Here is a 24,523-nt window from a genome sequence, read left to right on the forward strand (position 1 = left end):
ATTTTGTAAGTTGGCCGGTTACGAGGACTTTACGATCGAGGCTCGATGTTAATTACTTTACGTAAATTACTTTAACGATCAAGCCTCGGTGATCAATCCCCGTCAGGCTTTGCTGGCGACATCCTGCTGGAGTCGCTCAACCAGGGCATCGATGGACATTACACCCAGATCGACATTGCCCCGCGCACGCACGGCCACGGTATTGGCATCCCGCTCTTTATCCCCGATGACGAGGATGTAAGGCATTTTTTGGACGGAATGTTCGCGTATTTTATACGTGATCTTCTCGTTGCGCAAATCAGCAGTGACGCGGAAGCCCAGCTTGCGCAGCTTGGCGGCCAGTTCGGTGGCGTATGCCGCCTGCCCTTCCGAGATATTCAGGATCGATACCTGCACCGGCGCCAGCCACATCGGCAGCGCGCCCGCGTAGTTCTCGATCAGGATGCCGATGAAGCGCTCCATCGAGCCGACGATCGCCCGGTGCAGCATGACCGGCGTCTTCTTCGTGTTGTCTTCCGCGACATATTGCGCGCCGAGACGCTCCGGCATGAAGAAGTCGACCTGCATCGTGCCGACCTGCCATGGGCGGCCCAGCGAATCCTTCAGGTGGTATTCGATCTTCGGGCCGTAGAACGCGCCCTCGCCCGGCAATTCCGTCCACGTCACGCCGCAGGCGCGCAAGCCGTGGCGCAGCGCCTCTTCCGCGTCGTTCCAGACTTCATCGGTGCCGATGCGGTTGTCCGGGCGCAGCGCCAGCTTCACCTCGATATTGGTGAAATCGAAGTCCGCATACACTTCCATCGCCTGCTGGTGGAAGGCCACCACTTCCGGCTCGATCTGCTCGTGCGTGCAGAAGATGTGGCCATCGTCCTGCGTGAAACCGCGCACGCGCATGATGCCGTGCAGCGCGCCGGACGGTTCGTTGCGGTGGCATTGGCCGAATTCGCCGTAGCGCAGCGGCAGGTCGCGGTAGGAGCGCAGGTCGCTGTTGAAGATCTGCACGTGGCCCGGGCAGTTCATCGGCTTCAGCGCGTACTGGCGGTTTTCCGATTCCGTGACGAACATGTTTTCACGGTAGTTATCCCAGTGACCGGTCTTGCCCCACAGGCTCGCGTCGAGGATCTGCGGCGCCTTCACTTCCTGGTAGCCGTTGTCCTGGTACTTCTTGCGCATGTATTGTTCGACCTGCTGCCAGATCGTCCAGCCCTTCGGGTGCCAGAACACCAGGCCCGGCGCTTCGTCCTGGAAGTGGAAGAAGTCCAGTTGCTTTCCGAGTTTCCTGTGGTCGCGCTTTTCCGCTTCTTCCAGCATGTGCAGGTACTGCTCCTGCTCTTCCTTCTTGGCCCAGGCGGTGCCGTAGACGCGCTGCAGCATCTCGTTCTTCGAATCGCCGCGCCAGTAGGCGCCGGCCAGCTTCATCAGCTTGAACACTTTCAGCTTGCCGGTGGATGGCACGTGCGGGCCGCGGCACAGGTCGGTGAATTTGCCTTCGCTGTACAGCGACACGTCTTCGTTGGCCGGGATCGAGGCGATGATCTCGGCCTTGTACTCTTCGCCGATCGACTTGAAGTATGCCACGGCCTCGTCGCGCGGCAGCACCTTGCGGGTGACCGGCTCATCCTTCTTGGCCAGCTCGGCCATCTTCTTCTCGATCGCCACCAGGTCGTCCGGCGTGAACGGGCGCTTGTACGAGAAGTCGTAGTAGAAGCCGTTCTCGATGGTCGGGCCGATGGTCACCTGCGCATCCGGGAACAGTTCCTTGACGGCATAGGCCAGCAAGTGGGCCGTCGAGTGGCGGATCACGTCCAGGCCTTCGGGATCCTTGTCGGTGACGATGGCCACGTCGGCATCTTGCTCGATCAGGAACGAGGTATCGACGACCTTGCCGTCGACCTTGCCTGCCAGCGCGGCCTTGGCCAGGCTGTTGCTGATGTTGGAGGCCACCTGGGCCACTGTCACCGGCGCGTCGAACTGGCGCACGGAGCCATCGGGAAGTCGGACTGATACCATCATTGCTCTCCAATCGGCACGGGGCCGCGTATTAAATTAGCTGAAACTCGACTGACAATAGAGGAAAAACCGGGACGAAAAAAAACGCGGACTAGCCGCGTTATCTTTCAATTTGAAAAAGCCAAAGAAAGCCGATCGACTAGCGTCACTCACCAAACCTTAGCGGTTGTAGTTCGCGGTGTCATAACCGGATTGCCTTTCTCGCTCTTACACTGAATGTTGCTGATAATGTTACTGATGTATTCTGGTGGGCGGTGAGGAATTCGAATCCCCGACCCCTTGGATGTCGACCAAGTATTCTAACCAGCTGAACTAACCGCCCGCTTGTACTGCATATTTACTGCCTGTTGCGCTACTGCTTTTCTGCCTTACTTCTTTGAACTTGATGAAGTTGCATCACATCGTGATGCAACCCCTTCGCATTCTGGTGGGCGGTGAGGAATTCGAATCCCCGACCCCTTGGATGTCGACCAAGTATTCTAACCAGCTGAACTAACCGCCCAATGCCGAGCATTATAGAGAGGCAGCGCCGATAAGACAAGGGCCAGAGTGAAATTGCCCTTGAAGGCAACCCTAACGGCAAAGGCCAGGGTCAGACCCGCTGGGGTGCAGCAGGGGCTTCGAGGAGCATGCTCATCGCCTGCGGAACGGTACGGCCTTGCAAGGCTGTACTCCTTCCTGACCCTAGGGTTCGCCGTTGGGGTGCAATCATGCGCGAACAGCATGCATGCTATATTTTTACCGACTCCACCAACCGCAAACAATGAACGCCACCAGCCACCTGCACGCCCACCTGAAGGGCGACGCCAAATACAAGCACCAGCGCGCCGACCGCAGCCTGGCGATCCTGGCCTGGGCCGTGGGCCTGACGCTGACCTTTGCCGGCGTCGAAGTGGTGGCCGGCTTCATGGCCAACTCGCTCGCGCTGATCTCGGATGCAGGCCACATGGTCACCGATGCCGCATCGCTCGGCCTGGCACTGTTCGCGCAGCTGATCGCCAAGCGCCCGCCCTCGTCGCGCTACTCGTTCGGCTTCGGCCGCGCCGAGGCGCTGGCCGCCTTCATCAACGGCCTGGTCATGCTGCTGGTGATCGGCTGGATCGTGTTCGAGGCGGCGCACCGCTTCGCGCAGCCGCAAGCCGTGCAGGGTGGCACGGTGGCCGGCGTGGCGGCGATCGGCCTGGTGGTGAACGTGCTGGTGGCACTGGTGCTGTCGAAGGACCGCGAAAGCATGAACACGCGGGCGGCGCTGGTGCACGTGCTGGGCGACATGCTGGGTTCCGTGGCCGCGCTGCTGGCCGGCATCGTGATCTACTACACGGGCTGGATGCGGATCGACCCGCTGCTGTCGCTGCTGGTGTCGCTGCTGCTGCTGAAATCCACCGTGGGCATCCTGCGCGAATCGGGCCACCACCTGATGGAGGGCGTGCCGGACGATATCGACTATGAAGAGGTGGGCGACGACCTGGAAGGCGTCGAAGGCGTCAGCTCGGTGCACGACCTGCATGTCTGGGACATGGCGCCAGGCCAGCCGGCGCTGATCGGCCATGTCGAAGTGCCCGACCTGCAGCACTGGCCGGCCACGCTGAAGGCGATCCGCGCCATGCTGCTGGAAAAGCACGGCATCGACCACGTCACGCTGCAGGCCGAACTGGCCGGCAAGCAGGGCCGGCCGCAGTAGCGGCTACCCGCCACCGCGCGGCCTAGGCGCGCCGCGCCTCGAGCACGCCGGTCACTTCGGAGATGGCCGCCAGGGCCTTGTGCACTTGCGCCGTCGAGCCGATTTCCGCGGTGAAGGTCATGCGCGCCTGCCCTTTCGCGCTTTGCGTGTTCACGCCGATCACGTTGATCTTTTCGCGCGAAAACACTTCCGAGATATCGCGCAGCAGGCCCTGGCGGTCGCCCGCCAGCACGAACAGGTCCACCGGGTAGACGGTTTCCCGCTGGCCGTCGCCCCATTCGGTGACGATCACGCGCTCGGGCGCCTTGATCCGCATCTCGGCGAAGTTCTTGCACGACAAACGGTGGATCGATACCCCCTTGCCGCGCGTGACGAACCCCACGATCGGGTCGGGCGGTGCCGGCTTGCAGCACCTGGCCAGCTGTGTCATCAGGCCCTCGGTGCCGACCACCAGCACGCCCGACTTGGCGCCCTGCTCGGTCGACGAGGCACGGCTCTTGTTCAGCACCACCGCGTCTTCGGGCGGCGCCGGCTCGGCGTTGTCGTGCAGCGCGTGCTCCACGTGCCGCAGGCTGAATTCTTCCTTGCCCACGGCAAGGAAGAGCTCATCGACTTTGGCGAAACCGAGCTTTTGCGCCAGCGTCTCCAGGTTGACGGCGGTCTTGCCCTCGCGCTGCAGCGATTTTTCCACCAGCGAGCGGCCGTGCGACAGCGTTTCCTGCACGTCGATCGCATGGAACCAGGCGCGCACCTTGGCGCGCGTGCGGTTGCTGACGGCATAGCCGGGGCTGAGCCAGTCGCGCGACGGGCCGGCCGTGCCGGGAGCGCCCTTGGCGGTGATGATCTCGCACGTCTGCCCGCTCCTGAGCGGCGTGTTGAGCGGCACCATCACGCCATCGACGCGCGCGCCGCGGCAGCGGTGGCCCACGTCGCTGTGCAGGTGGTAGGCGAAATCGATCGGCGTGGCGCCAACCGGCAGTTCAAGCACGCGCGCCTGCGGGGTCAGCACGAAGATGCGGTCGTCCAGCGCCGCCTCCTTCAGCTTTTCCACCCATTCGCGCTGCAGCTCCTCCTGCCCGACGACCGCATCGGCCACGTCGGTCTTCCACGCCAGCAGCTGGCGCAGCCAGGCGATCTTTTCATCGTATTTCTGGCCCTGGAAGCTGGAATTGCCCTCTTCCTTGTAGCGCCAGTGCGCGGCCACGCCATATTCGGCGAAGCTGTGCATTTCCTGGGTGCGGATCTGCACCTCGAGCGGCCGGCCATCGTCCGCCGTCACCACCGTGTGCAGCGACTGGTAGCCGTTCGGCTTGGGCCGCGAGATGTAGTCGTCGAATTCCTTCGGGATCGGCGTCCAGATGTTATGGACCAGGCCGAGCACCGTGTAGCACGTCTTCACGTCGGGGACGATCACGCGGAACGCCCGCACGTCGTACAGTTCCGTGAAATCGAGCTCCTTGCCGCGCATCTTGTTCCAGATGCTGTAGATATGCTTCGGCCGGCCGAACACCTCGGCCTGGATGCCGGCGGCGGCCAGCTCCGATTGCAGCCGCGCGATCGACTGGGTCACGAAGCTTTCGCGCATCATGCGCTTTTCCTCGAGCATCTTGGCGATGCGCTTGTAGTTCTCCGGCTCGATGAAGCGGAACGACAGGTCTTCCAGTTCCCACTTGATCTGCCAGATGCCGAGGCGGTTCGCCAGCGGCGCATACAGGTCGAGCGTCTCGCGGCCGTAGGCGCGCGTCATCTCGTTGAAGATCTTCTGGTCGGCGAACCAGCGCAGCGTGCTGCAGCACGAGGCCAGCCGCACCAGCACCACGCGCATGTCGCTGGCCATCGCCAGCAGCATCTTGCGCAGCGTTTCCATCTGCGCCACCGCCTGCTGGGCGGCGTTCTTGCCGCGCGTGGCGGCGGGCGACCCCTGGGTCAGCTCGCGCAGCCGGATCAGCTGGTGCACGCCGATGACGAGGTCGGCCACTTCCTTGCCGAACTTCGGTTCGATCGCGATGCCCTGCGCCGGCTCGAGCAGGCACAGTTCGAACAGCAGCGCGGCGATGCGGGTGGCCGCGTCGGTATTGAGCAGCGCCAGCGTGGAAGCAGCGCCGACGGCGAAATCGAACGCCGGCTGGCCGCTGGCGCACTGCTTGCCGGCATAGGCCGCGCTGGCGAAATCGAGGGCGGCGAGCACGCGCGCGCCATCGTCGCTGGACAAGCCAAGCACCAGCTGTTCGGACGTTGCGCTGTTCAGCGCCGCAATGGAGACCATGACAAAAACCTTTGCTGCTTGCTGCGGGAATTGCTGCCTGAAAAACGGGAACCCGGCGAACCGGTTTCCCGCTTGCTACCTGTGCCGGGCGATCAGCGCTGGGCGGCGACGACGACGATCTCGATCAGCCAGGCCGGGTTGGCCAGGTTGGCCTGGACGGTGGCGCGCGGCGGCGTATGGCCTTGCGCGACCCACTCTTCCCACACTTCATTCATGGCCGCGAAATCGGCGAGGTCCTTGATGAAGATCTGGGTAGACAGGATGCAGCTCTTGTCGCTGCCGGCTTCGGCCAGCAGCTTGTCGATGGCGGCCAGCACTTCGCGGGTCTGGCCCTTGATGTCGGCGTCCGGCTCGGTGGCGGCGACCTGGCCTGCCAGGTACACGGTGTTGTTGTGGATCGCCACTTCGGACATGCGCTTGCCCACGTACAGTCGTTTGATTTCCATTTCTTCTCTTTTCTACAGGTTCAACAAAAAAAGGGGACCGATTAAAGACCCGGTACAGGTTCCAGAACCAGGGTACGCGCCCCAAGGTATAAGCCCTATTGCTCCAGCAGGAACTCGCGCGCCACCGCGATCTGGTCGGCCTGCACGAAGGTGGGCGCATGGCCCACCCCGGCAAACTCCACCAGCCGGGCGCGCGGCCCGCGCTGCGTCATCATCTGCGCCGTCGCATGCGACAGCAGGTCCGATGCGGCGCCGCGCACCACCAGCGTGGGGCAACGGATCGCATCGTAGGCGGCCCACAGCACGTGCTCGTCGGCGGACACCGATTCCGGCGTCGCCGCGCGGAACGGCTGCGCCAGCGCGAGGTCGTAATGCCGCACCCAGCTGCCGTCGGCATCCTGGCGCAGCACGTCGCGCGCCATTTTCTCCCACTGCGCTTCCGTGTGCGGGCCGAACGATGCCGACACGTCGCGCACGAAGCGCGCGCCTTCCTCGAACGTGGCGAAGCGCACGTCCTGGCCGATGTAGTCGCCGATGCGGCGCAGCGCCGCCGGATCCAGCACCGGGCCGATGTCGTTCAATACCAGGCGCCCGATCGGGCTGTCCGGCAGTGCCGCCAGGCCCATGCCGATCAGCCCGCCCATCGACGTGCCGAACCATGCGACCTTGCCTGGCTCCCGCTGCGAGTCGACATTGGCCAGCACGCGCGCCAGCAGCGTGACCATGTCGCTCACGTATTGCGGCACGCGGTACAGGTCCGGGTTGCGCAGCCGGCCGGAACGGCCGCGGCCCACCACATCCGGGCACACCACGCGGTACTCGCCGGCCAGCGCGCGCGCCAGGTCGTCGAAGTCGTCCGACACGCGCGTCACGCCATGCACGCAGACCAGCACTCTCGGGTTGGATGGATCTCCCCATTCCTGGTAGGCCATCCGGTGCAAGCCCGCCGGGGAAAGGCACTGCACCGACTTCAACGCTGGTTCGATCATCCTGGCCTCCTGCCGGGTCTTGGTTTTTGGGCTACATTCTACCGTGCGTTGCCGCTAAAATCCCTGGCAAGTTTAGCGCAGCGTAGTGGACGACAGGTAACAGCAACCCGGAATCGGCGGAACGGCCGCCACCAACTATGGAGCAGACCATGAGCAGCACACCTTCGAACGGCACTATCCTTTCCGGCAAAACGGCCCTCGTGACCGGATCCACCTCCGGCATCGGCCTGGGCATCGCCCGCGCACTGGCCGCGCAAGGCGCCAACATCGTGTTCAACGGCTTCGGCAATGCCGACGACATCGCCACCCTGCTGGCATCGACGGCGCAGGAATTCGGCGTGCAGACCGTACACCACAACGCCGACATGAGCAAGCCGGCGGAAATCGAGGCGCTGTTCGCGTTCGCCACCGAAAAATTCGGCGGCGTCGACGTGCTCGTCAACAATGCCGGCATCCAGTTCGTCGCCAACGTCGAAGACTTCCCGGTCGAGAAATGGGATGCGATCATCGCCATCAACCTGACTTCCGCCTTCCACACCAGCCGCCTGGCCCTGCCGCGGATGAGGCAGCAGAACTGGGGCCGCATCATCAACCTCGCTTCGGCTCACGGCCTGGTCGGCTCGGCGGGCAAGTCCGCCTACGTGGCCGCCAAGCACGGCCTGGTGGGCCTGACCAAGGTGACCGCGCTGGAAACGGCGCAGACCGGCGTGACGGTCAATGCGATCTGCCCCGGCTTCGTGCTCACCCCGCTGGTGCAGAAACAGGTCGACGACCGTGCCGCCCGTGATGGCCTGACGAACGACCAGGCCAAGCGCGCGCTGCTGGCCGACAAGCAGCCGTCCGGCGACTTCGTGACACCCGAGCAGCTGGGCGGCCTCGCCGTGTTCCTGTGCAGCGACGTGGCCAGCCAGGTACGTGGCGCGGCATGGAACGTCGACGGTGGCTGGGTGGCCCAGTAAGGCCTCGAAGAGCGCCTGGCGGGCACGCGACAGGCGCCCTTCTTCCTGCCAGACACTTCAATCCACGCAAGGCAACTCCAGCTGATTCAAGCTGATTCAAGCTGATTCAAGCTGATCCAAGCCGATTCCAGCACCGCTCGCGGGCCGCGCTCGACGGCCCGCAATCTCCCCTTCGCGCAAGCCATTTGCTAGCGCTATCGTAGATATTTTACAACACAAGTCGCGTTCTGGCGGCTCGTGTCTCAGCAGCGAATGCGCTACTTTCACTCTGCACGGCTGGACCCGGCCGAATTTTACGTTAAAAAAATTGCATGGCGCGATGACGAAGTTGCGATAGCATCGACTCACCGCTGATAGCGCTATCAGTCCGGTCTTTGTGACGTTTTCCGGTGGCGCGGCGGTCGTTCCTCCTCCACTTACAGGGATAACCATGACCAAGCTATCGAGTTCCCGCACTGCCGCGCCACCCGGCCGGCGCATCCGTTCCGGTATCGGCCTGCTGGCCTGCGCCGCCGTGCTGGCCAGCGCCGCCACGCCGTCCGCCCAGGCGGCCACGATCGGTTTCGACAATGTCAGCAATATCGTCACCCCGGCACTGCCGGCGGATAGTCCGCTGTACAACGGCGGCGACCGCTTCACGACCGACGGCTTCCTGGCGGTGGTGGCGGACAGCGCGTTCGCCCAGTCGTTTCCCGACTACGAGCCCGGCCTCGCCGGCGCCGTCGTCGGTGCCCAGCAGTGGTCGGCGTGCACCTTCCTGGCCTGCCCCTTCGGCGAAACTTCGTACTATGCGGGCGTGAACGACGGCTCGCTGACGCTCTCCCGCGAGGATGGCAGCGCCTTCCGGCTGTCGGCGCTGACCTATGCCGGCATCGGCCCGGAAAGCGAGGAAGGCGCGGCGCACAGCATGGGACAGCTGCGCCTGTGGGGGAGCACGGCGGCGGGATCGGTGATCACCGCAACGGCCGACCTGCCCGACTTGCATGCCTGGGCCGACTGGACACTGGACAATGCCTTTGCCGGCACGAGCCTGACCAGCCTGCGGATCGACGCGTGCGCGTATACGGCGGCCGGTGCCTGCCTGAACGACGGCACCCTGCTGAACGCCTCGCAGTTCGCGGTCGGCACCCTGAGCGTGAGCGCCGTGCCGGAACCGTCGGCACTGGCCATGCTGGCCGGCGGCCTCGCACTGCTGGGCGCGGCAAGCCGCACGCGCCGCCTTCGCAACGGAGGCCGCGCATGAAACCCCCTTACCAGAAGCTCCCTTTCCTGATCCCTGCCCTGCTGTTGTGCGCAACCGGGCCCGCGCTGGCCGCCGACACGGCGCGCCGGACCTATATCGTGCAGCTCGCCGACAAGCCGGCCGCCAGCTACGAGGGCGGCATTGCCGGCCTGGGCGCCACCCGCCCCGCGCCCGGCACGCAACTGAACGCAAACACCGCGGCCGTAGCCAGCTATACCGGCTTCCTGCGCCAGAAGCAGCAGGCGCTGCTGGCCCGTTACCGGAGTGCCCGGGTGCTGCACAGTTACCAGCTGGTCTATAACGGCTTGTCGGTCCTGCTGACGCCGGCCGAAGCGCGCGCGCTGCAGCGGCAGCCGGGCGTGCGTGCCGTGATCGCCGAGAAGCCGCTCCAGCTCGACACCAACCACACCCCCGCCTACCTCGGCCTCGACCAGCCGGGTGGCCTGTGGAGCCAGCTGGGCGGCAGCACGAAGGCGGGCGAGGATGTCGTCATCGGCGTGATCGACACCGGCATCTGGCCCGAACATACGGCCTTCGCCGACCGCATCGATGCCGACGGCAAGCCGACCCATGCCGCCAGCGGCACCCTCGCCTATGGCGCGCCGCCGGCGACATGGCAAGGCACCTGCGAAACCGGCGAAGGATTCACGGTGGCCGCCTGCAACAACAAGCTGGTCGGCGCCCGCTCGTTCAGCGCCGCGCGGATGGCGGAAGGCGCGCGCCTGCACTGGAACGAGTTCCGCTCGCCCCGCGACGGCATCCATACGGCCGGTTCGGGCCGGGGGCATGGCACGCACACGGCATCCACCGCCGGGGGCAACCATGGCGTGGCGGTGGCGCTCGACGGCGTACCGGCAGGCGCTGCGTCGGGCATGGCGCCGCGCGCCCGGATCGCCGCCTACAAGGTATGCTGGACCCACACGCTGCCGGCTACTCCGGACGACGTGAAGACCAACTGCATGCAGAGCGATTCGGTGGCGGCGATCGAGCAGGCCGTGGCCGATGGCGTCGACGTGCTGAACTTCTCGATCGGCGGCACCTGGTCGATCGACGACCCGGTCGACCAGGCGTTCCTGGGGGCGGCGGCCGCCGGCGTATTCGTGGCCACCTCGGCGGGCAACGACGGGCCGATGTACCCGGTCGCGCACGCCGTGCCCTGGCTGGCCACCGTTGCGGCCACGAACCACGACAAGGTGACCGGGGCCGTGCTGGCCGTCCCCGGCGGTCCGACGCTGATCGGGGGCTCGCTCAATCGCGCCCCATTGCCGCCGACCCCGTTCATCTTCGCGCACAACGCGGGCCGCAAGCCGTTCGACCAGTTGTCCGACGCGGACCGCCATGCCCGCGCGCTGTGCTTCGGCGCGGCCGACGCGAACGCCGCCGGTGCCGGGCCCGATGGCCTGGTCGACCCCGAGCTGGTGGCCGGCAAGGTGCTGATCTGCGAAGCCGGCGGCATCGCGCCCAAGGCCAAGAGCGTGGTGGCGCAGGCGGCCGGCGCGGCCGGCATGGTCCTGCTGGAGTTCAACGAAGCGCCGCACCACGTCGACTACGCGGTGCCCACGGTCGATCTGCTGCCGGTCGATGGCGAAGCGCTGGTGCGCCACCTGGCCGGGCATCCCGATGCGAAGCTGGAAATGTCGGCCTTCGGCATCCATGACAACCTGCATCCATCGCCTTCGGTCACGTCGTTCTCGTCGCGCGGCCCGAACATCGTGGTGCCCGGCGTCATGAAGCCCGACCTGGCGGCGCCCGGCCTCGAGATCCTGGCCGGCATCACGCCGGCCGGGGACCAGGAGTATCGCAACAGCATCGTCCAGGCCGGCACGGCGCCTGGCTCGGCGCGGTTCGGCTTCCATACCGGTACGTCGATGGCCAGCCCGCACGTGGCGGGCCTGGCGGCGCTGCTGCGCCAGCAGCATCCCGGCTGGTCGCCCGCCGCGATCAAGTCGGCGCTGATGACGACCGCGGCGCAGACACGCGAAGGCGACTTCACCGGTGAACTGTCCGGCACGCTGCCGTGGGGCCAGGGCGCCGGCTTCGTGCAGCCCAACGCCGCCGGCGATCCGGGCCTCGTACTACGACGCCGGCACGCTCGACTGGCAGCGCTTCCTGTGCGGTGCCGAGTCCATCGGCGTGGCGCCCGAAACCTGCCGGTCGGTCGGCACGACGACGGATACCAACCTGAACCAGGCAGCGCTGACGGCGCCTTCGGTCGCGGTGAGCGAAGTCCTGTCGCGCACCGTGAAGAACGTGGGTGCCACCGCCGCAACCTATCGGGCCCAAGCGCAGCTGGATGGCTTCGACGTCGCCGTCAGCCCCGCCGAACTGACCCTGGCGCCGGGCGAAACGGGCAGCTTCACGGCCACGCTGACGCGTACCACGGCGGAGAACCTGGCCTGGTCCTACGGTTACCTGGAGTGGAGCGACGGCGCGCACCGCGTGCGCAGCCCGCTGCAGGCGCGTGCCATGGTCATCGACGCGCCGGAGTACCTGATCGGCGACCAGCGCATCGGGCGCAAGCTGATCCCGATCATCGCCGGTTCGTCCGCCAGGCTGAAGGTCGGCGTCAGCGGGCTGGTGCCGCCGCACAAGGACGTGATGACGGTCCAGGGCGGGATCGGCGTGGACGCCGCGCTGGCGGCGTGCCTGGCGGGCGGCAGCGCGCAAGTGGCGACGAAAACGGTGTCAATCCCGGGTGGCACGCTGGCCGCGCGGTTCGCGGTGTTCGATTCGGACTCGCTGGCCGGCAGCCAGGGCTGGAGCGATTACCTGAACCTGTTCGTCATCGACCCGCATGGCCAGCTGGCCGGCTTCGTGCCCTACGGCGGGAACGGCTCGGCGGCCACCACCAACCCGGAACCGGGCGACTACACCATCTGCGTCGCCAGCGAGGGACCGCACAACGGTGTCAGCGCCACCTTCGCGCTGTCCACCTGGGTCATCGCGCCGGGGCAGGATGCCGGCAACCTGCGCGTCTCGGCGCCGGCCATGCTCGGCAAGGGCAGCACCGGTACGGTGGGCCTGGCGTGGAGCGGGCTCGACGAGGGCAAGTATTACTACGGCGTGCTCGCATACCAGCTCAACGGCCAGACCGAATTGCTGACGCAGCTGGCGATGGATCCGATCCTGCCGGAAGGCTTGCCGCAGCGGGCGGTACCGATGCGGAAATCCGCGCCGGCCGCCCCATTGATGGGCGGCGCGGCCTTGCGCGAGGCGATCTCGACGGTGCACTGAACGAGGCGCGCCAACTGCCGGGGCTGAGCAGGAAGCAGCAAGTGGCAAGTGGCAAGCAACGATTGGCAAGCAACGATTGACAAGCGGCAAGCGGCAAGCGGCAAGCGGCAAGCGGCAAGTAGTAAGTAGTAAGTTGCAATCTGCAAGTACGTAGTAACCGCATTGTGGTTACCCCTGATAGGGGAATCCACAATGCGGATAATCACAATGGTGATATCTGAGATGGTTTGCCATGATGGGAGCACTGGGAAGCCAATGGAGACTCCAATCATGAAAAAACCGTTCTATAAAATCCTGTACGTCCAGGTGCTGTTCGCCATCTTCATCGGCGTGCTGCTCGGCATCTACCTGCCGACCGACGCCGTGGCGATGAAGCCGCTGGGCGATGGCTTCATCAAGCTGATCAAGATGATCATCGCGCCGGTGATCTTCTGCACTATCGTGTCCGGCATCGCCGGCATGCAGGACGTCAAGAAAATCGGTCGCGTCGGCGGCAAGGCGCTGCTCTACTTCGAGGTCGTCTCCACCTTTGCCCTCGTGATCGGCCTGTTCGTCGCCAACATCGTCCGCCCTGGCGACGGCTTCAATGCCGATCCGGCCACGCTGGACACCAAGGCCATCGCGCAGTACACCGAAAAGGCGTCGCACCAGACCACCACGGACTTCCTGCTGCACATCATCCCGAACACCGTCGTCGACGCGTTCGCCAAGGGTGACATCCTGCAGGTGCTGCTGATCTCGGTGCTGTTCGGTTTCGCGCTGTCGCTGCTGGGCGAACGCGGCAAGCCGCTGCTGCACATCATCGACGAAGCCGGCGCCGTGGTCTTCGGCATGGTCAACATCATCATGAAGGTCGCCCCGATCGGTGCCTTCGGCGCCATGGCGTTCACCATCGGCAAGTACGGCCTCGATTCGCTGGTGCCGCTGGCCAAGCTGATGGGTTCGTTCTACCTGACCTGCTTCCTGTTCGTGTTCATCGTGCTGGGCGCCATCGCCAAGTTCACCGGCTTCTCGATCGGCCGCTTCATCGCCTACATCAAGGAAGAGCTGCTGATCGTGCTGGGCACCAGCTCGTCGGAAAGCGCGCTGCCGTCGCTGATGAAGAAGCTGGAAAAGCTGGGCGCCTCGAAGCCCGTCGTCGGCCTGGTGGTCCCGACCGGCTACTCGTTCAACCTGGACGGCACCAACATCTACATGACGATGGCGGCCCTGTTCGTGGCCCAGGCCACCAACACCGAGCTGACGCTGATGCAGGAACTGACCATCCTCGGTGTGGCGATGCTGACCTCGAAAGGCGCATCGGGCATCACCGGTGCCGGCTTCATCACGCTGGCCGCGACCTTGGCGGTGGTACCGACCATCCCGGTGGCCGGCATGGCGCTGATCCTGGGCATCGACCGCTTCATGAGCGAAGCCCGCGCCCTGACGAACTTCGTCGGCAACGGTGTCGCTGCCCTGGTGGTGGCGAAATGGGAAGGCGAGCTGAACATGGATACCCTGAAGCGCGAACTGGCCAACCCGTCCACCCCGCACGAGCCGCTGGAAGAGACCAAGCACGGCGAGGACATGCCGGTGGCGAAGTCGGCCTGATGAACGCGGTGTGAACCAGCATGGCGGCCACCCTCGGGTGGCCGCCTGCTTTCAGCCCCGCTTCATCGGCACCACGAGGCGGTAACATGAAAAAGGCACGCCGCGGCGTGCCTTTTTCGTTTGCGGCGCGGCGTTTACAAGGAGGAGAAGTCCAGCTCCACGCCGGTGGCGGCGGCGATCTGCTCCTTCGTCACCTCCGGCGCCAGTTCGATCACCTTCAGGCCGGTGTCCGTGACTTCCATCACGCCCAGGTCGGTGATGACGACGTCGACCACGCCCACGCCGGTCAGCGGCAGGTCGCACTGTTTCAGCAGCTTGTGCGACGTGGTGCCATCCTTCGCGGTGGCCACGTGCTCCATCAGCACCACCACCTTCTTCACGCCGGCCACCAGGTCCATCGCGCCGCCCATGCCCTTCACCATCTTCCCGGGGATCATCCAGTTGGCCAGGTCGCCCTTCTCCGACACCTGCATGGCGCCCAGGATGGCCAGGTTGATCTTGCCGCCGCGGATCATGCCGAACGAATCGGCCGAGCTGAAGTACGCCGAGCCGGGCAAGGCCGTCACGGTCTGCTTGCCGGCGTTGATCAGGTCCGCGTCGACTTCAGCATCAAGCGGGAACGGGCCGATGCCGAGCAGGCCGTTCTCCGATTGCAGGAACACTTCGATATCGGAAGGTACGTAGTTCGCCACCAGGGTGGGCAGGCCGATGCCCAGGTTGACATAGAAGCCGTCCTGCAGCTCCTTCGCCGCGCGCGCGGCCATTTGATCACGAGTCCATGCCATGTTCTTCTCCTCAGGCGGCGCGCACGGTGCGCTGTTCGATGCGTTTTTCCGGATTCGGGTTGTGCACGATGCGGTGCACGAAGATGCCGGGCGTATGCACGGCGTCCGGATCGATCTCGCCCACTTCCACCAGCTCTTCCACTTCGACGATGGTGACCTTGCCGGAAGCCGCCACGTTCGGGTTGAAGTTGCGGGCCGTCTTGCGGAACACGAGGTTGCCCGCCTTGTCGGCCTTCCAAGCCTTGACCAGCGCCACGTCCGCCACCAGGCTGCGTTCCATCACGTACTGTTCGCCGTCGAATTCGCGGATTTCCTTGCCCTCGGCGACGATCGTGCCGACACCGGTCCTGGTGAAGAAGGCCGGAATGCCGGCGCCGCCGGCGCGCAGCTTTTCGGCCAGCGTGCCCTGCGGCGTGAATTCCAGTTCCAGTTCGCCGGCCAGGTACTGGCGCGCGAACTCCTTGTTCTCACCCACATAGGAAGCGATCATCTTCTTGATCTGGCGCGTTTCGAGCAGCTGGCCAAGACCGAAGCCGTCGACGCCGGCATTGTTCGAGATGGCCGTCAGCCCCTTGACGCCGGAATCGCGCAAGGCGAGGATCAGCGCTTCGGGAATGCCGCACAGGCCGAAGCCGCCGACGGCGATGGTCTGCCCATCCTGCACGACGCCGGCCAGGGCGGACGGCGCGTCCGGATATACTTTATTCATTGTGCCCCCTTCCATTTTTGTTAAGCTAGGCGGAATGGGTCCGCCTACGTGGCGTTACAGAATAGGTTACCCGTATGGAAAGTACAATACAGTAGAAATACGGCCGTATCGTTAGCGGCTTCACACAAGAAAATCATCCGGATAGCAAGCCGAGAAAGCCAGTCGAGACAGCGCGATGAATGCACCCTACGAGATCGATTATGAAACCATCTTCCGGTTCGCGCCGGTGGGCATGTGCATCTCCGTCAACCGCGTGATCCAGTCCAGCAACGACGCGCTGACCCAGATGTTCGGCTACCCGCACGGCACGCTGGACGGCCAGTCGTTCTGCGTGCTGTATCCCACGATGGATGAATTCCTGCGCACCGGGCACCGCATCATCCCGATCATGAATGCGCGCGGGCGCTATTCGGATGAACGCATCATGCGGCGCGCCAACGGCGAGCTGTTCTGGTGCCACGTGACGGGCCGCGCGCTGAACTGCGCCGACCCGCTCGGCGCCGGCGTGTGGACCTTCGAAGATGTTTCCGAGAAGCGCCCGGTATCGGCCGAGCTGACGCCGCGCGAACGGGAGATCGCCGCCTTCCTCGTCGAAGGCAAGACCAGCAAGATGATCGCGCGCGAAACCGACCTGTCGCCGCGCACCGTGGAAATGCACCGCGCGAAACTGATGCGCAAGTTCGGCGCCGCCACCTCGTCGGAGCTGGTGCATAAACTGGTGGGCATGACGCGTTGACGCGTCTCCACATTCCTGCGCTGACGCGTCTCCATATTCCTGCGCTGACGCGTCTTCCTCCTGCGCTGCCGCGCGTCAGTCCGGCAAGCGTGCAATCACCTTGATCTCGAAGTCGAAGCCGTACAGCCACGTGACGCCGACCGCCGTCACCGTCGGATACGGCGCCTGCCCCCAGAACTCGCGCGCCACGTCCCATATCCGCTCGAAACGCTCTTGCGGATCGACGATGAACAGGGTCACGTCCGCCACGTCGTCGAACGAGCAGCCGGCGGCGGCCAGCACCGCGTTCAGGTTGGCGAAGGCGCGCCGCACCTGCGCATCGAGTTCGGGCTCCGGCGAGCCGTCTTCCCGGCTGCCGACCTGGCCGGACACGAACAGGAAGCCACCCGACCGCACGGCCGGCGAATAGCGGTTCTTCTCATACAGGGCCTGGCGGCCGGCCGGGAACACCACGTCGCGCTTGGTCATCGTACTCGTCATCGTCATCTCCTTTGAGCATCCCGGATCGGGACAAGGCGCCACTGTAGCGGCGCGCGCGGTGCCGATAAACAGCGCAGTGCGTCCATCACTGTTTGTATAATCCAAACAATACAGGGAGGACCATGGACCGTTTCGATGCAATGAAGGCCTTCGTGCGCGTCGTCGAGGCAGGCAGCTTCACGCGCGCCGCGGAAACCCTGCACATGAGCCGCGCGACGGTCACGCAACTGGTGCAGCAACTGGAAGCGCGGCTGCGCGTGCGCCTGCTGAACCGCACCACCCGGCGCGTCAACACCACGCCGGACGGCGCGGCATTCTATGAGCGGGCAGTCGGCATCCTTGCCGAGCTGGACGATCTGGAAACCGGCCTGCCCGGCGCCGCGACCGCACCCAGCGGCCAGCTGCGCGTCGACATGCCCAGCCCGCTGGCGGCGCTGGTGGTGGTGCCGGCCCTGCCCGGCTTTCATGCACGCTACCCGGACATCGTGCTCGACCTGGGCGCCAGCGACCGCAAGGTGGACATCCTCGGCGAGAACGTCGATTGCGTGATCCGCGGCGGTGAACTGGCCGATGGCTCGCTGGCGGCGCGGCGCGTGGCCGACCTGAGGCTGGGTGTGTATGCGGCGCCCGCGTATCTGGCGCGTGCCGGCACGCCGGCGCATCCCGCGGAGCTGGGCGAGGACCCGCACCGTATCGTGGCCTTCCGCTGGTCCGGCAACGGGCTGCCGTATGCGATGCGGCGCGGCGGCGAAAGCGCCAGCGTGCACGGCCGCTACGTGCTGCGCACCGATGACGGCAACGCCTATCTCGCCGCTGGGCTGGCCGGCCTGGGCATCCTGTGGCTACCGGATTACATGGCGCGGCCGCACCTGGCGGCCGGCACCTTGCTGCCGCTGTTCCCGGACTGGCACATCGATCCGATGCCGCTGTGGATCGCCTGGCCGCCGAACCGGCACCTGGGCAGGAAGGTGCGCGTGTTCATCGACTGGGTCGTGGAATTGATGGCCGGGGTCTGACCCCGGATTTTGCACCTGGGGTGGGGTTGTCCAGGCGGCATCAGGGTATGGCGCCCTTTACTGCGCGGTCATCCCGTCGTCGGCGGAAATCACCGCGCCGTTGATGAAGTGGGCGTCCTCGCCGGCCAGCAGCAACAGCAGGCCATCGAGGTCTTCCGGCTTGCCCGGCCGCTTGCGGGGCAGCATTTCGATCAGTCGCCGCCCCTGCTCGCTGGCGAAATAATCCTCGTTGATCTCGGTGGAGATGTAGCCGGGGCAGATGGCGTTGGTGTTGATGCCGTGGCGGCCCCACTCCACCGCCATCGCCTTGGTCATGTGGATCACGCCGGCCTTGCTCATGCAATACACGCCGATCTGCGGCAGCACGCGCTGGCCGGCCACCGAGGCGATGTTGATGATGCGGTGCTGTTTCTTCGGGTCGCCCTTGGCGCGCGCGATCATCCGCTTGGCCGCTTCCTGCGCCACGAAGAAGGCGCCGCGCAGGTTGGTGTCCATCACGAAGTTGTAGTCTTCCGGCGTGACGTCGACCAGCCGCTGGGTGGTCGACACACCGGAATTGTTGACGAGGATGTCGATCGGCCCGGCTTCCGTTTCCGCATGGGCGATGGCCGACTTGATGCTGGCGTAATCCGTCACGTCCAGCGCCACCACGTGGGCCGCGCCGCCATCGGCCTCGATCTCGGCACGCAATTCCTTCAGGCGCTCGACCCGCCGCGAGGCCAGCACCACCTGCGCGCCGGCATTGGCCAGCACCTTCGCGAAGCGTGCCCCCAGGCCGCTGGACGCTCCCGTCACGAGCGCGATCTTGCCTTCAAAATTGACTTCGATACCCACGGCTTGCTCCTTGTTTTGATACGCCCGCGATGCGGCTTGGTCATCGCAGCCCTGTGCCACGCCGGTAGCCGCACGGGTCGCGGCTTCGTTCCGGCTGGTGCTCCGTTTGTGCTCCCGCTAATGCTCCGCTTGTGTTCCCGCTTGTGTTCCCGCTTGTGTTCCCGCTTGTGTTCCATATCTTACACAATTAGCCAAATTAGACGGGAACATCTACTACAATGCCGTTGCATTTACGGTGGAAAAAGAGCACACTCGTGCTAATTTTTCCCGTTTTTCATATACCTTATAAAACCTATGACGAATCTCGTTGAACAGTACGGCCCGCGCGAAGCAATGGAATACGACGTGGTGATCGTTGGCGGCGGCCCGGCCGGCCTGTCCGCGGCGATCCGCATCAAGCAGCTGGGCCAGGAGAAGGGCCAGGAAATCTCGGTGGTCGTGCTGGAAAAAGGCGGCGAACTGGGCGCGCATATCCTGTCCGGCGCCGTGATGGATCCGCGCGCGCTGACCGAGCTGATTCCCGACTGGAAGGACAAGGGCGCACCGCTGAACACCCCCGTGACCGAGGACCGGGTGCTGTTCCTGACCGAAACAAAAGCCTACAAGACGCCGAATTTCATGATCCCGAAATGCCTGGAAAACCACGGCAACTACGTGATCTCGCTCGGCAACGTGGTGCGCTGGCTGGGCCAGCAGGCCGAAAGGCTGGGCGTGGAAATCTTCCCCGGCTTCCCTGCCGCCGAAGTGCTGTACAACGAAGACGGTTCCGTCAAGGGTGTCGCCACCGGCAACATGGGCGTCAAGCGCGACGGCGAACCCGGCCCCGATTTCCAGCTCGGCATGGAACTGCATGGCAAGTACACGCTGTTCGCCGAAGGCTCGCGCGGCCACCTGGGCAAGACGCTGATGGCCAAGTACGACCTGAACAAGGGCAAGGATCCGCAGGCCTACGGCATCGGCATCAAGGAGCTGTGGGAAATCGATCCGGCGAAACACCAGCCGGGCCTCGTCATCCACACGTCCGGCTGGCCGCTGGCGCACGACGTGTATGGCGGCTCGTTCCTGTACCACGCGGAGAACAACCAGGTCGTGGTCGGCTACGTGGTCGGCCTGAACTATACCAATCCGTACATCTCGCCGTACGAGGAATTCCAGCGTTATAAAACGCACCCGGCGATCCGCGGCTACTTCGAAGGCGGCAAGCGCATATCGTATGGTGCGCGTGCCATCACGTCCGGCGGCCTGCAGTCGCTGCCGAAGCTGGTATTCCCGGGAGGCTGCCTGCTCGGTTGCGATGCCGGCTTCCTGAACATGAGCCGCATCAAGGGCAGCCATGCGGCGATCAAGTCCGGCATGCTGGCCGCGGAGGCACTGGTCGACGCGCTGGCGGCAAACCGCCAGCACGACGAGCTGTCGGCCTACCCGGCCGCGTTCGAGCAGTCATGGCTGCACGAGGAATTGCATGTGGCGCGCAACGTCAAGCAATACCTGAACAAGGGGCTGGTGTTCGGTACCATCATGACCGGCATCGACCAGATCGTGTTCCGCGGCAAGGCGCCCTGGACGCTGCGCCACAGCGAACCGGACCACGCCTGCCTGAAGCCGGCGGCAAACTACCGGCCGATCGTGTATCCGAAGCCGGACGGCAAGCTGACGTTCGACAAGCTGTCGTCCGTGTTCATCTCGAACACCAACCACGCCGAAGACCAGCCGATCCACCTGACGCTGAAGAACCCGTCGGTGCCGGTCGACGTGAACCTGGCCAAGTATGCCGGCCCGGAACAGCGCTACTGCCCTGCCGGCGTGTACGAGTACGTGAAGACCGACGAGGGCACCGACCGCCTGCAGATCAACGCGCAGAACTGCGTGCACTGCAAGACCTGCGACATCAAGGATCCCACGCAGAACATCGTGTGGGTCACGCCGGAAGGCGGCGGCGGGCCGAACTACCCGAACATGTAAATGCGCAGGGCAATAACGCCCGGCGCATTTCATTATCTTTGTGATCACGACGCCGGGCGATCCCCGGCGTTGGCGTTTTCACATCGCGAAAAGAATTTCAGTTTATTTCCATACGGCACTTAATGCCGGGGCGGGAACGGTCGTCTTGTACTCATGAGAGCGCAGAGAAGTGCTCTGACAAACCAACCCAACCGGAGTTACTGAAATGCTGAGCCTTCACACCAACAACGCTGCGCTGTCCGCACAAAATTCGCTGTCCCGTACCCAGTCGACCCTGTCGACGTCGATGACGCGCCTGTCGACCGGCTACCGCATCAACTCGGCAATGGACGACGCTGCCGGCCTGCAGATCGCCACCCGCCTGAAGACGCAGACCAGCGGCATGCAAGTCGCCATGCGCAACACGCAGAACTCGATCTCCATGCTGCAGACCGCCGACGGCGCGCTGGACCAGACGACCAACATCCTGAACCGCATGAAGGACCTGGCAACCCAGGCCGCCGATGCTTCGTCGACCACCGCCGACAAGACCGCGATGCAGGGTGAGTATGACTCGCTGGCCGATGAGCTGACGAACATCTTCAGCAACACCAAGTTCGGCGGCACGGAACTGTTCAAGACCACCGGCGGCAAGCTCAATGCAGCGATCTCGTTCCAGATCGGTGCCGATTCCGCCGAGAAGCTGGACGCCGACTTCACCGCTGAGCTGGCCACCGCGACGGACGGCACCACGGGTATTACCAGCGTCTCCGCCCGTTTCAGCGCTGACAACGCCGTGCCTGGCTCCGCTGGCGCGGAACTGACCGGCGCAGCCAACGCCACGATCGCCAAGCTGGCCACCGCGATCGACTCCGTTTCCGCCCTGCGCTCGAAGATCGGTGCCGTGTCGAACCGCCTGGACCACGTGAACACCAACCTGTCGAACATCTCGACCAACACCAAGGCCGCCGCCGGCCGCATCATGGACGTCGACTTCGCCACCGAATCGGCTTCGATGACGTCGAACCAGATGCTGCTGCAAGCCGGCACCGCGATGCTGAAGCAGTCGAACAGCCAGTCGTCGCTGGTCATGTCCCTGCTGCAGTAATTCACCGCAGTCAGTCTCACCTCTGCTGGTCCGCCACCGAATGGCGGACCAGGCAGCAAAAGCCAACCGGAAACGGTTGGCTTTTGCATTTCCGGCATTGTCCGGCGCAGCCTGCGAGGCGCTCGCGCACTGCCATGGCGGGCCGCACTAAAAAAGTCTCAAGAATTTCCATACGGAATTTAATGTACAGGGCAAACCGGTCGTCTTGTATTCATGAGTACGCAGGAAACCTGCCCCAGACAACACACCGCACGGAGTAATCATCATGCTGAGCCTTCACACCAACAACGCCGCCCTGTCCGCACAGAACTCGCTGTCCCGTACCCAGTCGACGCTGTCGACGTCGATGACCCGCCTGTCGACCGGCTACCGCATCAACTCTGCCATGGACGACGCTGCCGGCCTGCAGATCGCTACCCGCCTGAAGACGCAAACCAGCGGCATGCAAGTCGCCATGCGCAACACGCAGAATTCGATCTCCATGCTGCAGACCGCCGACGGTGCACTGGACCAGACGACCAACATCCTGAACCGCATGAAGGACCTGGCAACCCAGGCCGCCGACGGTTCCTCGACCGCCGCCGACAAGACCGCGATGCAGGGTGAATACGACTCGCTGGCCGATGAGCTGACGAACATCTTCGGCAACACCAAGTTCGGCGGTACGGAACTGTTCAAGACCACCGGCGGCAAGCTCAATGCAGCGATCTCGTTCCAGATCGGTGCCGATTCCGCCGAGAAGCTGGACGCCGACTTCATCACCGAACTGGGTACCGCCACGGATGGCACCTCGGGTATCGCCAGCGTCTCCGCCCGCTTCAGCGCCGACAACGCCGTGCCTGGCGGCGTGGGCACCGAACTGACCGCCACGGCCAACGCCACCATCTCGAAGCTGGCCACCGCGATCGACTCCGTTTCCGCCCTGCGCTCGAAGATCGGTGCCGTGTCGAACCGCCTGGACCACGTGAACAGCAACCTGTCGAACATCTCGACCAACACCAAGGCCGCCGCTGGCCGCATCATGGACGTCGACTTCGCCACCGAATCGGCTTCGATGACGTCGAACCAGATGCTGCTGCAAGCCGGCACCGCCATGCTGAAGCAGTCGAACAGCCAATCGTCGCTGGTCATGTCCCTGCTGCAATAATCGCCCGTGACACGCTGGCCGGCCATCAAGGTCGGCCAGTGCATGCAAAAAAGCCAACCGGTCCGGTTGGCTTTTTTGCATTGTGCCTCCCTTGATTTGCCGCCTCGCAGGTTCGCATCCCGTCGTTTTCCATTGCCGCGAAAAAAATCTTAAAAATTTCCATGTGGAATTTAATGTGCGGGGCAAAACGGTCGTCTTGTATTCATGAGTACGCAGGAAACTGCCCCAGACAACACACCGCACGGAGTAATCATCATGCTGAGCCTTCACACCAACAACGCCGCCCTGTCCGCACAGAACTCGCTGTCCCGTACCCAGTCGACGCTGTCGACGTCGATGACCCGCCTGTCGACCGGCTACCGCATCAACTCTGCCATGGACGACGCTGCCGGCCTGCAGATCGCTACCCGCCTGAAGACGCAAACCAGCGGCATGCAAGTCGCCATGCGCAACACGCAAAATTCGATCTCCATGCTGCAGACCGCCGACGGTGCACTGGACCAGACGACCAACATCCTGAACCGCATGAAGGACCTGGCAACCCAGGCCGCCGACGGTTCCTCGACCGCCGCCGACAAGACCGCGATGCAGGGTGAATACGACTCGCTGGCCGACGAACTGACGAACATCTTCAGCAACACCAAGTTCGGCGGTACGGAACTGTTCAAGACCACCGGCGGCAAGCTCAATGCAGCGATCTCGTTCCAGATCGGTGCCGATTCCGCCGAGAAGCTGGACGCCGACTTCATCACCGAACTGGGTACCGCCACGGATGGCACCTCGGGTATCGCCAGCGTCTCCGCCCGCTTCAGCGCCGACAACGCCGTGCCTGGCGGCGTGGGCACCGAACTGACCGCCACGGCCAACGCCACCATCTCGAAGCTGGCCACCGCGATCGACTCCGTTTCCGCCCTGCGCTCGAAGATCGGTGCCGTGTCGAACCGCCTGGACCACGTGAACAGCAACCTGTCGAACATCTCGACCAACACCAAGGCCGCCGCTGGCCGCATCATGGACGTCGACTTCGCCACCGAATCGGCTTCGATGACGTCGAACCAGATGCTGCTGCAAGCCGGTACCGCCATGCTGAAGCAGTCGAACAGCCAATCGTCGCTGGTCATGTCCCTGCTGCAATAATCGTCCGTGACACGCTGGCCGGCCATCAAGGTCGGCCAGTGCATGCAAAAAAGCCAACCGGTCCGGTTGGCTTTTTTGCATTGTGCCTCCCTTGATTTGCCGCCTCGCAGGTTCGCATCCCGTCGTTTTCCATTGCCGCGAAAAAAATCTCAAAAAATTTCCATGTGGAATTTAATGTGCGGGGCAAAACGGTCGTCTTGTATTCATGAGTA

At 64.3% G+C, this 24,523-nt stretch carries 19 protein-coding genes, 2 tRNA genes and 1 pseudogene; 12 read left to right on the top strand and 10 right to left on the bottom strand.

Annotated features, from left to right (window positions below; translation table 11 throughout):
• Positions 1–102: 102 nt before the first annotated feature.
• From thrS to OU994_RS21085, 3 genes are all read right to left on the bottom strand, one after another.
• The gene (gene thrS / locus OU994_RS21075; RefSeq protein ID WP_281611680.1) at positions 103–2,010 is read right to left on the bottom strand and encodes a threonine--tRNA ligase; all 1,908 of its coding nucleotides are present in this window, start codon (positions 2,008–2,010) and stop codon (positions 103–105) included.
• Between the two features lie 245 nt (positions 2,011–2,255).
• A tRNA-Val gene (locus OU994_RS21080) sits at positions 2,256–2,332 on the bottom strand.
• 103 nt (positions 2,333–2,435) lie between these two features.
• Positions 2,436–2,512, bottom strand: a tRNA-Val gene (locus OU994_RS21085).
• A gap of 261 nt (positions 2,513–2,773) precedes the next feature.
• On the opposite strand from OU994_RS21085, the gene OU994_RS21090 reads away from it, so the two are divergent.
• Positions 2,774–3,691 carry a cation diffusion facilitator family transporter gene (locus OU994_RS21090; protein WP_281607521.1) on the top strand — a complete coding sequence of 306 codons (918 nt, stop codon included), beginning with the start codon at positions 2,774–2,776 and terminating at the stop codon, positions 3,689–3,691.
• 22 nt (positions 3,692–3,713) lie between these two features.
• Here the strand turns inward: OU994_RS21090 and OU994_RS21095 are convergent, their stop codons facing one another.
• The 3 genes from OU994_RS21095 to OU994_RS21105 form a co-directional block, all read right to left on the bottom strand.
• Positions 3,714–5,957 (bottom strand): bifunctional (p)ppGpp synthetase/guanosine-3',5'-bis(diphosphate) 3'-pyrophosphohydrolase, encoded by a 2,244-nt coding sequence (locus OU994_RS21095; protein ID WP_281607522.1) that lies wholly within the window; start codon positions 5,955–5,957, stop codon positions 3,714–3,716.
• A gap of 92 nt (positions 5,958–6,049) precedes the next feature.
• On the bottom strand, positions 6,050–6,403 hold the full coding sequence (locus tag OU994_RS21100; RefSeq protein ID WP_131145226.1) for a RidA family protein: 354 nt from the start codon (positions 6,401–6,403) through the stop codon (positions 6,050–6,052).
• Between the two features lie 95 nt (positions 6,404–6,498).
• Positions 6,499–7,392: an alpha/beta fold hydrolase gene (locus tag OU994_RS21105; RefSeq protein ID WP_281607523.1), complete on the bottom strand. Its 894-nt coding sequence runs from the start codon at positions 7,390–7,392 to the stop codon at positions 6,499–6,501.
• A gap of 176 nt (positions 7,393–7,568) precedes the next feature.
• Here OU994_RS21105 and OU994_RS21110 point away from each other — a divergent pair, with 176 nt between their 5' ends.
• The 5 genes and pseudogenes from OU994_RS21110 to OU994_RS21140 all read left to right on the top strand — a co-directional run bounded on the left by OU994_RS21110 (position 7,569) and on the right by OU994_RS21140 (position 14,418).
• Positions 7,569–8,351, top strand: a complete 783-nt coding sequence (locus OU994_RS21110) for a 3-hydroxybutyrate dehydrogenase (RefSeq protein ID WP_131149005.1) — start codon at positions 7,569–7,571, stop codon at positions 8,349–8,351.
• Positions 8,352–8,781: 430 nt separating this feature from the next.
• A complete protein-coding gene (locus OU994_RS21115; RefSeq protein WP_281607524.1) occupies positions 8,782–9,594 on the top strand; it encodes an NF038120 family PEP-CTERM protein in 813 nt (270 codons plus the stop codon).
• Positions 9,591–11,507, top strand: a pseudogene (locus tag OU994_RS31775) (S8 family serine peptidase); the annotation flags it as partial. The gene OU994_RS21115 and the pseudogene OU994_RS31775, both read left to right, overlap by 4 nt.
• A gap of 82 nt (positions 11,508–11,589) precedes the next feature.
• Positions 11,590–12,828: a hypothetical protein gene (locus OU994_RS21135; RefSeq protein ID WP_281607528.1), complete on the top strand. Its 1,239-nt coding sequence runs from the start codon at positions 11,590–11,592 to the stop codon at positions 12,826–12,828.
• A 267-nt stretch (positions 12,829–13,095) separates the two neighbouring features.
• Positions 13,096–14,418, top strand: a complete 1,323-nt coding sequence (locus tag OU994_RS21140; protein WP_281611681.1) for a dicarboxylate/amino acid:cation symporter — start codon at positions 13,096–13,098, stop codon at positions 14,416–14,418.
• Between the two features lie 134 nt (positions 14,419–14,552).
• Here OU994_RS21140 and OU994_RS21145 read toward each other — a convergent pair whose 3' ends face one another.
• Together OU994_RS21145 and OU994_RS21150 are read right to left on the bottom strand one after the other, a co-directional pair.
• On the bottom strand, positions 14,553–15,203 hold the full coding sequence (locus OU994_RS21145) for a 3-oxoacid CoA-transferase subunit B (RefSeq protein WP_281607529.1): 651 nt from the start codon (positions 15,201–15,203) through the stop codon (positions 14,553–14,555).
• A 10-nt stretch (positions 15,204–15,213) separates the two neighbouring features.
• Positions 15,214–15,912, bottom strand: coding sequence for a CoA transferase subunit A (locus OU994_RS21150; protein WP_281607530.1), 699 nt, complete (start codon positions 15,910–15,912; stop codon positions 15,214–15,216).
• Between the two features lie 175 nt (positions 15,913–16,087).
• Here OU994_RS21150 and OU994_RS21155 point away from each other — a divergent pair, with 175 nt between their 5' ends.
• A complete protein-coding gene (locus OU994_RS21155) occupies positions 16,088–16,648 on the top strand; it encodes a PAS and helix-turn-helix domain-containing protein (protein ID WP_131145220.1) in 561 nt (186 codons plus the stop codon).
• A gap of 75 nt (positions 16,649–16,723) precedes the next feature.
• Here OU994_RS21155 and OU994_RS21160 read toward each other — a convergent pair whose 3' ends face one another.
• On the bottom strand, positions 16,724–17,116 hold the full coding sequence (locus OU994_RS21160; RefSeq protein WP_281611682.1) for a RidA family protein: 393 nt from the start codon (positions 17,114–17,116) through the stop codon (positions 16,724–16,726).
• Positions 17,117–17,250: 134 nt separating this feature from the next.
• Between OU994_RS21160 and OU994_RS21165 the strand changes: the two genes are divergently transcribed.
• Positions 17,251–18,144 (top strand): LysR family transcriptional regulator, encoded by an 894-nt coding sequence (locus tag OU994_RS21165; protein WP_281607531.1) that lies wholly within the window; start codon positions 17,251–17,253, stop codon positions 18,142–18,144.
• Positions 18,145–18,201: 57 nt separating this feature from the next.
• Here the strand turns inward: OU994_RS21165 and OU994_RS21170 are convergent, their stop codons facing one another.
• A complete protein-coding gene (locus OU994_RS21170; protein WP_131145218.1) occupies positions 18,202–18,978 on the bottom strand; it encodes an SDR family oxidoreductase in 777 nt (258 codons plus the stop codon).
• A 333-nt stretch (positions 18,979–19,311) separates the two neighbouring features.
• Between OU994_RS21170 and OU994_RS21175 the strand changes: the two genes are divergently transcribed.
• The 4 genes from OU994_RS21175 to OU994_RS21190 all read left to right on the top strand — a co-directional run bounded on the left by OU994_RS21175 (position 19,312) and on the right by OU994_RS21190 (position 24,311).
• Entirely contained in the window at positions 19,312–20,940 is a 1,629-nt protein-coding gene (locus OU994_RS21175; protein WP_281611683.1) for an electron transfer flavoprotein-ubiquinone oxidoreductase, read from the top strand.
• Between the two features lie 205 nt (positions 20,941–21,145).
• The gene (locus OU994_RS21180; RefSeq protein WP_281607532.1) at positions 21,146–22,027 is read left to right on the top strand and encodes a flagellin; all 882 of its coding nucleotides are present in this window, start codon (positions 21,146–21,148) and stop codon (positions 22,025–22,027) included.
• Between the two features lie 265 nt (positions 22,028–22,292).
• Positions 22,293–23,174: a flagellin gene (locus tag OU994_RS21185; protein ID WP_281607533.1), complete on the top strand. Its 882-nt coding sequence runs from the start codon at positions 22,293–22,295 to the stop codon at positions 23,172–23,174.
• 255 nt (positions 23,175–23,429) lie between these two features.
• On the top strand, positions 23,430–24,311 hold the full coding sequence (locus OU994_RS21190) for a flagellin (protein ID WP_281607534.1): 882 nt from the start codon (positions 23,430–23,432) through the stop codon (positions 24,309–24,311).
• Positions 24,312–24,523: the final 212 nt, after the last annotated feature.

Source organism: Pseudoduganella sp. SL102, from assembly GCF_027856995.1.
Lineage (GTDB): Bacteria > Pseudomonadota > Gammaproteobacteria > Burkholderiales > Burkholderiaceae_D > Rugamonas > Rugamonas albidiflava.